The organism is Acrocarpospora corrugata (assembly GCF_009687845.1).
Classification (GTDB): Bacteria; Actinomycetota; Actinomycetes; order Streptosporangiales; family Streptosporangiaceae; genus Acrocarpospora; species Acrocarpospora corrugata.
Genome location: NZ_BLAD01000069.1, coordinates 17,761 through 30,411 on the forward strand (window position 1 = coordinate 17,761; position 12,651 = coordinate 30,411).

The 12,651-nt window shown below is 69.5% G+C and carries 10 protein-coding genes; 5 read left to right on the forward strand and 5 right to left on the reverse strand.

The genetic code is table 11. The features are described 5' to 3' along the window. The first annotated feature begins 650 nt into the window (after positions 1–650). A complete protein-coding gene (locus Acor_RS27295) occupies positions 651–1,067 on the forward strand; it encodes a hypothetical protein (RefSeq protein ID WP_155339622.1) in 417 nt (138 codons plus the stop codon). Positions 1,068–1,839: 772 nt separating this feature from the next. Here the strand turns inward: Acor_RS27295 and Acor_RS27300 are convergent. Then, a complete protein-coding gene (locus Acor_RS27300) occupies positions 1,840–2,268 on the reverse strand; it encodes a BRCT domain-containing protein (RefSeq protein ID WP_155339623.1) in 429 nt (142 codons plus the stop codon). Next, the gene (locus Acor_RS27305; protein ID WP_155339624.1) at positions 2,265–2,540 is read right to left on the reverse strand and encodes a hypothetical protein; all 276 of its coding nucleotides are present in this window, start codon (positions 2,538–2,540) and stop codon (positions 2,265–2,267) included. The genes Acor_RS27300 and Acor_RS27305 overlap by 4 nt, the downstream gene beginning before the upstream one ends. A gap of 672 nt (positions 2,541–3,212) precedes the next feature. Here Acor_RS27305 and Acor_RS27310 point away from each other — a divergent pair. From Acor_RS27310 to Acor_RS27325, 4 genes are all read left to right on the forward strand, one after another. Beyond that, entirely contained in the window at positions 3,213–5,978 is a 2,766-nt protein-coding gene (locus tag Acor_RS27310) for an ATP-binding protein (protein ID WP_170317105.1), read from the forward strand. A gap of 82 nt (positions 5,979–6,060) precedes the next feature. Next, positions 6,061–6,516, forward strand: coding sequence for a nuclear transport factor 2 family protein (locus Acor_RS27315; protein WP_155339626.1), 456 nt, complete (start codon positions 6,061–6,063; stop codon positions 6,514–6,516). A 37-nt stretch (positions 6,517–6,553) separates the two neighbouring features. After that, entirely contained in the window at positions 6,554–7,405 is an 852-nt protein-coding gene (locus Acor_RS27320; RefSeq protein ID WP_155339627.1) for an alpha/beta fold hydrolase, read from the forward strand. Then, a complete protein-coding gene (locus Acor_RS27325; protein ID WP_155339628.1) occupies positions 7,395–8,411 on the forward strand; it encodes a DUF2515 family protein in 1,017 nt (338 codons plus the stop codon). The genes Acor_RS27320 and Acor_RS27325 overlap by 11 nt, the downstream gene beginning before the upstream one ends. Before the next feature lie 21 nt (positions 8,412–8,432). Here the strand turns inward: Acor_RS27325 and Acor_RS27330 are convergent, their stop codons facing one another. Genes Acor_RS27330 through Acor_RS27340 form a run of 3 tightly spaced genes read right to left on the reverse strand, consistent with a single transcriptional unit; the run spans position 8,433 to position 12,646 of the window. After that, positions 8,433–10,433: a DNA/RNA non-specific endonuclease gene (locus Acor_RS27330; RefSeq protein ID WP_155339629.1), complete on the reverse strand. Its 2,001-nt coding sequence runs from the start codon at positions 10,431–10,433 to the stop codon at positions 8,433–8,435. Positions 10,434–10,440: 7 nt separating this feature from the next. Then, positions 10,441–10,653, reverse strand: coding sequence for a hypothetical protein (locus Acor_RS27335; protein ID WP_155339630.1), 213 nt, complete (start codon positions 10,651–10,653; stop codon positions 10,441–10,443). Continuing rightward, the gene (locus tag Acor_RS27340) at positions 10,646–12,646 is read right to left on the reverse strand and encodes an acyl-CoA synthetase family protein (protein ID WP_155339631.1); all 2,001 of its coding nucleotides are present in this window, start codon (positions 12,644–12,646) and stop codon (positions 10,646–10,648) included. The genes Acor_RS27335 and Acor_RS27340 overlap by 8 nt, the downstream gene beginning before the upstream one ends. Positions 12,647–12,651 lie beyond the last annotated feature (5 nt).

Here is a 12,651-nt window from a genome sequence, read left to right on the forward strand (position 1 = left end):
TGGGCGGCCGCCCGCCTCTACAACCGGCACCGGGCCCACCAGAGCCTCGCACAGGCCGCTCCACTGCGCGCCGTCTCAGCTCCGATCCTGGACAGCTTCGCGCCCTCACCGTACGCCGAGAGACCGGCTCGGCGGAATCCTCCACGAGTACCTGCATGCCGCTTGAACTGCGCAGATGAGTTTTCGGCAGGTGCAGAGGCGTAACCGCGCCTTGCAGGGCTCTTGGATGGGCTCACGCACTGGCTGCCAAAGTTCCGGCTCACACCCCAAGTTCGAGTTCAGGGTTGGGCGTAGGCTGACTGCCGTGCCTCGTCTGTCATGAGGCGGCGCACGCCCACCACGCCGAAGAAGGCGGAGCCCCGGCGCCGCCGACGGTCACGACACGGCCCGCGGCCCCGTCAAGACGTTTCCACCCAGTGCGGCGCCCGGACGTTCGCTTGACACGAGAAACAGCAGGTCACAGACTTGATGGAGGGCGCAACAACGACCAGTCAAGATCACGGCTCGCCATGGGAAGCCCTGGGAGCCGCATCCGACACGGGGGTCGCTGATGAGTTTGCTCACAACTTCTGCGGCATCCATCCACCAACTGGGCGCCGCCGCTGCTCTCGTCGACGGTCCACAACCACCGCGAACCAGCGCAACAGATCGTGCTGGAGCCAGACGGCTGTGGAGCAGGTACGACGTCGCGGCGAACACGATGCTTGCCGGGGGGCTGGCTGATCGAGCAGCACACCCTGAGGACGCAACGCCACCTCGATCAAGCGACCGACGACGCGGTCAGGCTGAAAGATCTCGCCGTCATCGGGTCCGCGTTCACGAACATCGCCACCATCGCCGCGGGTCAACTTCTCAAGCGTGAGTTCCCACAGGGGCTGCCGCTGGATGCGGAGGGCAACCTCGCATCCGACGCTTCCCTGCGCGGGAAACGTTACTACCGTTGCTTCACGATGATGAGGATGCTGAATCGCGTCTTCGCGGCCGGTTCGATCGGGTTCACTCCTCGCGTGAACTTCAACATCTTGCGCTCTTACCGGCCCGGAACGATCTTTCGGTTGTTCACCTGACGAAACCGGCGGTGACGATTATGACGATTGTGCAGACCACGGCCGCTTCGATCGGCCGCCTCGGCTTGGCCGCTGCCGTGTTCGGCAGACCTGTGTTCGCCCGTGCCGACGAGCCGCCCGGAGCTACCGTTACGCCCGCGGAGACGGCTACCGGCGCTCGGCTCAGCATGAGCGCCTCCTTGTACGAACTGCTCGTCAACGCCGCCATCGCGACCGGATGGCTGAGTGAGCGGAGAACTCTGCTCGGCCGGTCCCTCGACAAGGACGCGAAGGTCATGGTGACCGTCAAGGACGTGCTTGTCGCCGGTACGGTTCTCACCGGCGCCGCGGCCTTGGTCGGCAAGGCGGTCACGCGACGCGAACCTCCAGCCGACGGGTCCGCCTCCGGCGAGGAGCCATCGCCTGACGCAGCCGTCGACGCCGACAGCAGCCATCGTTACCTGCAGAAGGTGACCAAGCTCAATCGTACCTTCGCCCTGCTCGGAGTTGCCTCTGCCTTTATCAATTTGCGCTGTTCGACTCCTACCATCCCCACCCGCTACGGAGCTTCTTCTCGCTCTGGTGAGAGGGACGACGCGTACGCATTTCGACGTTCAAGACAACACGCTGGTCGTCACGCAGCAGCGGGAAGGTTCTGTGGCTGTGTGCGCGGCGGCGGGGCAGTCCCTGACGCGCGCGGAATAGGACCGGTATCTGCCCCATCGCGACCTCAGGCATCTGCGGTGCGCTCCCCTTGGCCGCCTGCGCCGTGACTACTGGCCGAAGACGGAATCTAGCCCTCGGGGTCTCTGATCTCGATGATGTGAAGGGGCTCGTCAAGACGGGTTGAGGCGTCGATCCACCGGCTGGCGTCCATAGTGAGGATGGGGCAGACCGAGATGTCGGCGATGGCGGCGGTGTGTGCCTCGTACACCTCCAGCCCTGTGGTCACCACGACCTCGGCCAGGAGTTCGGCTTGTTCGGTGTCCCGCAGGGGTGCGACGGTCACATACTCCAGCGAGGTCAGTCCGTGCATGGCGTCGGTGGCTTCTTCTGTGTGAGTGTCCACCAGTGCCCGAGTGATCGCCAGCGCGGAGACCACCATTGGCTGGCCATCGGCGTCGTAGCCCTGGATGAGGCTGATCGTGCCAAATTCGCCGCGCGCGAGTTCGTGCAGCACGGTCGAGTCGAGGATCAGGGGGACGGGGGTGAAGTCGGTCACTGCTGCCCGCGTTCCTGGAAGGCGCGCAGTTGCTCGTCGATATGGGCGCGGGTCCTGGCCACTCGTGCGGCGGTGGGAGGATCGGCCGCGGCCGCGGCCGCCTTGGCCTGCCACCAGCGCCGGGCCCGCCGGCTGCGGTGGGCGTGCTCGGCCAGGGCGTCGTTGAACGCGGCGGATACTGAGGCCGCTTTCCCGGCTTCGACGAGCTGCTCGGCGTAGGCGGCCAGATACGGGTCCACGGTGATGGTGATCCGCGCCTTCTTCTCGCTCATACCCTGATCATACTCATTTTGCTTCGCCGGAGGGACAGTTGGTGGACACGAACAGACAGACGCCTAAGGACGTGCTGGCCCAACAAGGAGTTCCGCTCCATGGTGCGGTCGGCGGCCTCCACCCTCGGCCGGGAGATCATCAGATCCATCTTCGGCACCGCCCGCCGCGGGCGCCGCTGAGCAGAGCACGCGGAGCCGGCGGCCGGACGCGAGGTGGAATTGCCGCCGAGCGTCTCCCTCGCCGCCGCGGGCGGTCCGGTCGGCCCACGGCGGCCGTGCGGCCGGAGGCCGATCGGCGGCTCAGCTCCCGGCGCCGTCCAGGGCCAGGTTGAGCCGCAGGACGTTGACCGCGGGCTCATGATTTGGACCACCGAAGGTCACGCGATGGGCTGTTCTCAATTCAATGACGCCATGCCTGCTACCAGCGGAGACTCGTACACCACCTCCGTGGAGGCAACCCTGCATCTGTTGCCGGGGGTGCTCGGGCTTAGCTGAGGCGCATCCGCTGGAGCGCCAACTTCGCGAAAGCGGTTCATTCGTAGGCCACAATCAGGTCAGCGATGCGTCCTGATGGTTACCGGCGCGCACGACCAGGTTTCACGAAGCCCTGGGCGTGCGGGCCGGGCGATCGCGGCGCGGCGGCTGTTATCGCCGAGACCCGGGAGGATGGGCATGGGTGTTGCCGGTCCGAAGGCCGGAGGGCCTGCCCGGCGGCTGCTCGTAGGGCGTGATCAGGAACTGGACCGCCTCTTCGGAATGGTCGATCAGATCGCGACGCGTGGGGGCGCCCTCGTCGTCCGGGGCGAGGCGGGTATCGGCAAATCGGCGTTGCTCGCGGCGGCCGGGGAGCGAGCGCGCGAGCGCGGCGCGGCGGTGGTGACGACGACGGGTACGCAGTCCGAGGCACGGCTGGCCTTCGGCGGGCTTCATCAGCTGTTGCTTCCCTTCCTTGACCGGGTGGGTCACCGTCCTGATCCACAGCGCAAGGCCCTCGACGTGGCGTTCGGGGCCACCGAGGGTGACGCGCCCGATCTCTTCCTGATCGGCCTGGCCACGCTCGGCGTGATCACTGAGCGGGAGGCGCAGGCACCGCTGCTGCTCGTGGTCGAGGACGCGCACTGGCTCGATCGGTCGTCGGCCGAGGTGCTGGCGTTCGTGGCGCGGCGGCTCGAGATGGAGCCGGTGATCCTGCTCTTCGCGGTTCGCGACGGTGTGCCCAGTGCTCTCGACGAGGCCGGCCTCCCCGATCTCACCCTCGTCGGGCTGGACGCCGACGCGTCGCGCACGCTCATCGACGTGAACGAGACCGGGCTGTCCGAGGACCTGAAACGGCGGATCCTCGCGGAGGCGGCCGGCAATCCGCTGGCCCTGATCGAACTGCCCGCCGCGGCGGTCGATCTCGACCTGACCCGGGGCTGGGAGCCGCTGCCGCTGACGGCCCGGCTTGAGGCGACGTTCGCGACGAGGCTCGCCGGTCTCGACGCCGACGTGCGGGCGCTGGTGCTGCTGGCGGCCCTCCATGACGGCAATCTCGCCGAGCTGAATCAAGCGGCTGAAGAACTCCTCGGCGGCCGGTTGGGCGCCGGCTACTGGGCTGTGGTCGCCGCGGCCGGCCTCGGAACGCTCGATGACGGCGAGTTCCGGTTCCGGCACCCGTTGATCAGGTCGGCTGTCTATCAGGCGGCGACGGGCGAGCAGCGCCGGTCGGCGCACAGGGCGCTCGCCCGGACGCTGGCCGGCAACCCGGATCGGGCGGTCTGGCACCGGGCGGCGGCCGCACCAGGCCCGGTCGAGGAGATCGCCTCGGCCCTCGTCGCCGCGGCGGATCGGGCGACCGACCGCGGCGGCCTCGACATCGCGTTCGCCGCGCTGGAGCGGGCGGCCGGGCTGTCCGCCGATCCGAGGCTTCGCGCGCTGCGGCTCGCGCGGGCGGGCAATCTCGCGAACCAGCTCGGCCGCTCGGCGGAGGCGGTGCGGCTCCTTCGCGCGGCGCTCCAGATCGGACGGCTTCCGGCCCACGAGGCCGCGATGGCCGCGTTCGATCTCGAGACCCTGACGAGGGCCTGGTCCGGGGCGTCCACGATCCGGCGCTTCGCCCGGATCGCCGAAGACTTCGCCGACCGGGGGGACGGCCGGCGAGCCCTCGAAGCCCTGGGCGCGGTGTCGGTCCGGGCCTACTGGGACCAGCTGGACGACAAGACGAGGCGGCACGTGTCGGTGTTCGTCGAGCGGCTCGCCGTCCCGGCCGACGACCCGCAGCGTCTGGCGGCGCTCGGACTCATCGATCCGATCCGGCGCGGCCCGGAGGTCATCGCCCGGGTCGCGCGGATGTCGCAGGCCGGTTTGCCCGGTCCGGACGAGTCGATGGCCGTCGGCCGGGCCGCGATGGCTGTATGGGCCGACAACCTCGCTCTTCCGTTCCTTCGTTCCGCGGTGGCGGGATATCGGGCCGACGGCCGGTTGGCGCGGCTCGCCCAGTGCCTCATGTACGAGGCCTGGGCCGACGTCAACTGCGGCGCGGTTCGCAACGCGATCACCAGCGCGGACGAAGCGGCGAGGCTGGCCGGGGAGGTGGGCCAGGTCCGTTTCGGGCGCGCCGCCAGCCTGGCGCACGCCATCGCCGTCGCCGAACTCCGCGAGGAGGAAACGGCGGATCATTTGATCACCGACGCCGAGGGGGCGCTTGTGCCGATGGGCGCCAGCCCGCAGCTCTCGCTGATCTCGTTCGCTCGCGGCAGGGCGGCGCTCGCAGCCGATCGCCCGGCCGAGGCGTACCATCATCTCGCCCGCATTTACGATCCCGCGGATGCTTCCCACCAGCCCTACGTCTGCGGCTGGGCGCTGGCCGATCTCGTGGATGCGGCTGTACGCGGCGACGGCGACCTCGATTTGGTTCGCGGTCTGCTGACCGAGTGGGAGGGGATCGCGGTGGCCACGGGCGCTCCGCACCTTGAGGTTCAGGTCGCCTACGCCGGTGCGCTGCTGGCCGACGACGAGACCGCTGAGCGGCGATTCCAGGCCGCGATGACGTCGAGGACCGCGGGCTGGCCTTTCTACACCGCCCGTACGCAGCTCGCGTACGGTGGCTGGCTGCGCCGGCGACGGCGAGGCGCGGAATCGCGTACACCGCTGCGCGAGGCGGCGCGGGTCTTCGACGCGCTCGGCTTGCTGTGTTTCGCCGACCGGGCGCGTCGCGAGTTGCGCGCGTCCGGAGAGCGTGCGCGCCGGCGGGTTCCCGCGGCGTGGGCGGAGCTGAGCCCTCAGGAGCTCCAGATCGCGCAGCTGGCGGCCGAGGGCCTTTCGAACCGGGACATCGGCGAACGGCTCTATCTCTCCCACCGGACGGTGAGCACGCACTTGCATCGGCTCTTCCCGAAGCTCGGCATCACCTCGCGCGCACAGCTCCGGGACGCCCTCCGGCCGCCGGACGGTTCGTAACGAACCACCGTCGTGTGACGTACACGACGGTGCGGGCGGATGGCTAGGTTCGGGTCCATTCCCGTGACCTGGAGGGGACCTCGTGCTGTACCGCTCGATCGTCAAGATGAGAATCCGGCAGTCCTTCGACCACGTCAACAACCGTCGCTGGGATGAGCTGATGACCTCGATCAGCCCGACAGTGCACCACCGCTTCGGCGGCGTCCACGCGATCGGCGGTGAGCGGCACGACCGGGAGGCGCTGCGCCGGTGGTTCGAGCGCCTGGCCCGGGTCCTGCCCAGCCTCCATCTGAAGATCAACGACATCTGGGTGCAGGGCTGGCCGTGGCACACCATGGTGTTCGTGCGATGGGACGGCACCGCGACGCTGCTGAACGGTGACGGCTACTCCCAGCATGCCGTGCACGTGATCACCCTGCGGTGGGGCAAGATCACCGCGCTCGACGTCTTCGAGGATTCGCAAGCCGTCGACCGTGCGCTGGCCGCCCAGGCGGCCGCTGGCCTCGATGAGGCGGTCGCCGAACCGATCCTGAGCTAGAGCCTCGTCAACAAGACCTCGCGATAGGAGAGTGACAGTGCCGCGGATCATCGTCGGAACGGAGAACGACGTACCCATCGAGATCCACTACGAGGACCACGGCAGTGGAATGCCCGTGGTGATGGTGCACGGGTATCCGCTGGACGGGAACTCGTGGGAGCGCCAGGAGCGGGTGCTGCTGGCCCAGGGTTTCCGCGTCATCACCTACGACCGCCGGGGGTTCGGACGGTCGAGCCGGCCCTCGGTCGGTTACGACTACAACACCTTCGCGGCCGATCTGAACGACCTGCTCGAGCAGCTTGATCTCCGGGAGGTCGTTCTGGTCGGCTTCTCGATGGGGTCGGGCGAGGTGACGCGCTACCTCGGGACGTACGGCTCCAGCCGGGTGCGGAGGGCCGCGCTGCTCGGCGCGATCCCGCCGTTCCTGCTGAAGACCGACGACAATCCCGAAGGCGTCGGCCGTCAGGTGTTCGAGGACATCAAGGCGGCGATCGTGAAGGACCGCTACGCGTACTTCAAGGAATTCTTCGATAACTTCTACAACGTGGACAAGTTCATGCCCGACCGGATCAGCGAGCCCGCCTGGCAGGCGAGTTTCGCTGTCGCCGCCGGAAGCTCGCCGTTCGCGACGTACGCGTGCGTGGACGCCTGGCTCACCGACTTCCGGCGCGATCTGCCGAAGATCGACGTGCCGGTGCTCGTCGTTCATGGCACGGAGGACAGGATCCTTCCCTTCGAGGCGACCGCGGCGCGTCTGCCGGCGCTGCTCGACGACATCAAGCTGGTCGCGATCGAGGGAGGCCCGCACAACATCGCCTGGACGCATCCGGACGAGGTGAACCGGGCTCTGCTCGAGTTCGTCCACGCGGTCGCCGGCCATGCCCGCTGAGCCGTACATCTCCGGCGAAGGCCGGGGCGAGCCGCACGAGCTCATCCGCCGGGACGGGATGCCGGAAACGGTCGAAGGATGGAAGGCGGTGGCCGACGATCTGCTGACCGGTAAGTGCTGCGCGTTCCATCGTAACGTCGAGATCTCGTCACGCTATGCCTGGCTCTACACGCTCCAGCCCGCATCCTTGAAGTGGGCCGGCATGGCCGCGATCGCGTCGCACCACGTCCGGCTCGCCCTCTTTCCGCTGAGGCTGGACGCCAACCGCACCGGCTACGTGGACATCCCGCACAGCCTGGGCCGCCAGAGACTGCTCCTGACGCAGGACGTGAACACCATCCGGGAGACGAACAACGCCATCTTCAACGACATCTTCTGGGTCCATCTCGCCTACGTCACCGCCGACGACGGGATCGCCTGCCTGCGAACGCTGCTGGGAGCGGAGCGCCACTACGCGCCCGTTCTCGCGGGCTTCGAGGCGATCGACCGAGGACGCCGAATCCTGGAGGACGGGGCCTCGTCCGCGGACGCCCGGCGCTCGGCCGAGAATCTCATCTGGGACGGCAACATCCAGCTCCTGGAGCACGAGCAGCGCACCTTGGTGCAACCCAACTTCGATAGCCTTTCCTGCGCGTTCGCCAGGCTCGTCTCGATTGGCGCGGCGACGAGCTTCGAGGTGCACGGCCTGCGGCGGGAAGTCGTGTACTTCACGTCCTTCTACCTCTACTCGGTCACCCGAGCCCTACGCGCGCGGCCGTGGCCGAGGATCACCCGCTACGACGACCGCTGGGGTTGGCTCGTGGCGAGCGTCGTGCCCCGCTTCCGGAGATTCGATGCCGACCCGTCCCTGAGTGACGCCAGCATGCGACGCATTCTGGCTGCGGCTCGTGTCCTCGCGTCGACGCCCTGCGTGCCACCGCGAACGGAGATTCCGCGCCGGACGCCTGGCGCCCAAGGCACCCGGCGTCCGTTCCAACTCCTGCCCTCCCGGCGTCGCCACCGCTAGCCTTGCCACGCTCATCCGCCGTCAGGGTGGCACGAAGATCGTCTGTGGGGGAACGATCAGTTCGCCAGAGCCGGTCCGAGCCCAGACCTGAACTCCTGTCAGCCGCCCATTCTTGAACCTCGGCTGGATGTCGAAGGCCACCGACTGGCCTTTTGCCAGGGCATTCTCCACGGGGATCTCGAACTGGGTCCGGTACCGGGACTTGTTGAAGGCCTCGTCCATCCAGGCGAGGTTGCCCCGGTCGCTGCCCGAGCCGCCGGATGCCTTTCCCAGCAGGTGGCCGCGGTGGTCGCCCGCCGCGTACACGCCCGTCGGGTCGTTGCTCGCGCTGGTGCCCGTCCTGATGTCGGACGGGTGGAGTTCCCCGACGATGCCGGTCGGATGGCCATGCTCGTCCAGGTCGCCCACCAGCACCCGCTCCTCGAACGGCTTGACCCCCTTGGGCGGCGGCTGCGGCTTTCCGCCGCCCCGGCTCACCGGGCGCTCGTCGACGACGGTCAGTCTCTTGCCCGCGACCTGCGATCGAATGTTCTCCGGCATCTCCCCGTGCAGTTCCCGATGCACCTCCGCACGCCGGACCTCATCCCGGCTGGGGCCTTTCCCCGCCGCCTTCTTCGTTCCACCTGTAGCCGCGGCGGACACGGGATTCTTCGCCGCGGACGCCGCCTTGGCCGCACCGGACTGCGGTGACGCGGAGGTGGCGGCGCCGGGCTTGACGGCCGTCGGCGGCGCGGTCGCCGTGACGGTCGGCGCGTGCCCGGCCGATGCCCCCGTGGGTTGCGGCGGGGCGGCTGCCGGTGGCGGGCTCGTGGCCGCGGCCGGATTCGCCCCCGGCGCGGGGCGGGACTTCGCGGAGGCGGCGGCGATCTTGCGGTTGATGCCGAGATGGGCGCCGCTCATGACGACGGCCATGAAGAGGCCCACCGGGTCGAGGAGCCGGCCGATGAGGTCGTCGCGGAAGCCGTCCCAGGAGAAGCGGCCGCGCCAGGCCGCCAGGGTGTGTTCGACGGCGACGGTGAAAGCCTGGGAGAGCTCGTGCGTGGCCACCCCGCTGAGCAGGGCGGCGACGGCCTGACGGGTCAGGGCCTGGACTTCCGGCCTGCCCGCGATCTTCGCGAACATCGCGGAGCCGGCCTTGCCGCCGAAGCGGGCCAGGATCACCTGGACGGCGGCGTCCGTGGTGATCTTGGCCCAGTCGACCTGCTCGCCGTGGGCGGCCTTGATCGCCCCGGTGCCGACGTTGGCGACGATGGGCGCCCCGACGCTGACGACGGTCGCCGTGCCGGCCGCGCTGAGGCCGCCGATCCCGGCGCCGATCACCTCGGGGGCGAGTCCGAGAGCCGCGCCGCCGCTGACCGCCACCGCCAGCGCCCCGAGGGTGATGAAGGCCGCCGTGGCGGTGTACCCCAGGGCCTTGGCGGTCGTCTCACCACCCGAGATGAGGTGGTCGCGGTACTGGGCGACCATGGTGCTCATCTCGCGGGTCGTGGCCTCGGCCGCGGCGACGTGCTGGGCGGCCTCGGCGAACCTTCCCGCGGCGATCGCCGCGCGGGCCTCGGCGATCTCCCGCTCGGCTTTCGCCGTCGGCGCGACGAGCTTCTCGCCCGGATTCTCGTAGTCGCCCCACGTCGTGACGTACCGAACGCCCTTGACGACGCCCGAGGTGATCGGGCTCTCGGCGTTGACCCGCTCGGTCTCCTGGTACAGGCCCGTCGCCCGTCCGGCCCGCCCGGCGCAGTACGCGAGCGCGTTGGACAGCGACTCCCGCGCGGTGGCCCTGACCCGCGCCGCCTGCTCGAACGTGAGGCTGAGCCGCTCTCCCCGGTACACCGTGTGGAACCGGCCATCGATCCCCGGCGCCATCGCGTCGACCGCCGCCATGACCGCGCCGATCGCCTCCCGGGTGCCGCCCGGCGGCAGCGTCAGCCGCGCAGCCGATGTTTCCTGCCGATCCGGCGGCGCGATCGCCGGGCCGGCGAGGCCGGGTGCTTTCGCCGGTATGTGGAGCGCCAGCTCTGTCATCGGCGGTTCACGGAAGTTTCAGGGCGTCGTCGGGCGCGGAGCGGGTGCCGTTGGGCGGGACGTCGGTGGTGAGCTCCTCAAGGACCTGAATGGCGCCGCTGATCCGCAGCAGCGTTTCGCGCACGGTCCCCTCTTCGCGGATCAGCTCGCGGAGGCGTTCTTCGCCGATGGCGAACTCTCGGCGCAGGTCGGTGAGGCGGGCGGCGATCTGGTCATGCATCGGGGTGGCCTCCTTCGAGGGCGGCGAACAGGCTGAGCTCGGCGGACTCGCCGTGTTGCTCTGGATGGAGGTAGCGGCCCCGTAGTGTCGCGGCCTTTTCCTCCTCGACCACGAGCCGGTTCTGCTCGGCGAGGTCGTCCTGGCGGACGCCGGTGACCTGCCAGCAGACCTTCACACCGGGGCGGTCGGTCCGGATCGTGAAGGAGTTGCCCTCGACCTCCGTGTCGATCGCCGTCAGCGCCAGTGTGCCGACCGGGGTGAGCTGGAAGTGGTGGTCGCGGTTGAGAGCCCCGAAGTAGCCGGGCAGCTCGACGGTCGCCCGTCCGTGCTCGTCGGTGACGGCGGTGCCGACATAGACGTTGAGCATGTCAGGCGACTCGACGAACGAATGGTTCAGGTAGCGGTTGGCGGGGTCGAGCGGATGGTCGATGCGGAAGCCTCCGCCGCTCTTGTTGATGAAGCCGCGGCAGTGGACGTTGCCGCTGATGACGAGGTCGCCGTTGACCCTGGTGAAGCCCTGGAGGTAGCTGGTCCCCACGACGTGGAGGGCCGTCCCCGCGGCCGGGACCGAGGAACCGATGACGACGCCGTCACCGCCGTCGAAGGCGACGATGCTGCCGCCGCTGCGGATGCTGAGAGTGCCCTCGCCGACGTCGCTGAGCTGTGAGCCCCACAGGTTCAGGGTGGCCGCGCCCCACCGCCTGCCGAACGAGGAGCCGAGGGTCACCTCGCCGGTCTTGACATCGAGGAGCATGCCCCAGCCGCAGTTGATCCCGTAGAACCCGATGAGATCGTCGGATGCCATGCCCATGAAGCCCCGGTCGGATGCCGCGACGTCCTGGTGGAGCCAGACTCCCGCCGAAGAGCTGCCGGCCTGCCTGATCCGCATCCGGCCGTGCGTTTCGAGGCCGACGCCGTCGGGGCTGGAGGCGGAGAAGGTCAACCGGTCCCAGCCGGACCAGAGCCGGGCGGCGCCGCCGACGCTGTACCAGACCCAGCGCTCCCCGGTTCCCGGAGTCTCCATGAAGGAGCTCACGTTCCGGTCGGCGAAGGAGAACCCGCCGCCGTTCCCGCCGGTGTGGATCTCCGTGCCCTCGACGTGGAGCTGGCGGCGGGCAGTCCCGGCCGGGACACCCATGGTCAGGTTGCCCGCCCTGTCGAGGATCACCTGGTCGGTGCCCGCCGTGGGAGTACCGATCCGCAGCGTGCCATCGGCGGGGGTGTAGATCTCGTACGGCTGGTCGGAGGACGGGAACCGCAGCCCGCCGGTCGCCGCGGAGATCCGGAGCGGGGGAGTGCCGGCGCCCACCGTGAAGGCGAGGTCGCCGTTGGGCTCCGGGGCCAGTACGGCGGCGAGCCGCTGGCCGATCGTCCCGGCGGTCGGCACCCGGAGCTCCAGCCGTCCCGCGGTCACGCCCGACATCCGCCGCGGCCCCGGGGACAGCGCGGTGACCTGGCCGTCGTCCTGCGCGTGGAACCCGGCCAGTACCACCTGCTCGCCGTCGTCGGTGAAGCCCGCGAGCTTGACGATCCGCAGCCACGGAGCGTGCATCAGGACCGGACCGGCCGCGGGCGCGCTCGGGTCGAGAACCTCACGCCAGCTCAACGTCAGCAGGTAGGAGTCGTCCGGCCCGGTGGTCGGGATCGTCACGCCGTCGGCGCCGACCACGACGGTCGGGATGTTCTCCAGGTCGTCCGCGTCGACGGTCTGGTCGACGATCACGGTGCCGCCCTCCGACAGCACGGCCAGCCGGCCGGACGCGTCGAGCGTGCTGCCGGTCATGACGGTCAGGCCCGGCGTCCCGGCGGCCACGGTCACCTCCAGGCCCTCGGTGACACCCCAGGAGTGCAGCGCGGATCCGCGGATCCGCTCCAGCGGGAGCAGGTAGTGCTCGATGTCGGTGTAGCTCTCGCCGTGGCCCGTGGCGCCGGTACGCACGCTGCCGGTGTTGACGTTCCAGTACTGCGTGCGCTTGATCGCACCTGCGCTCATCGGGG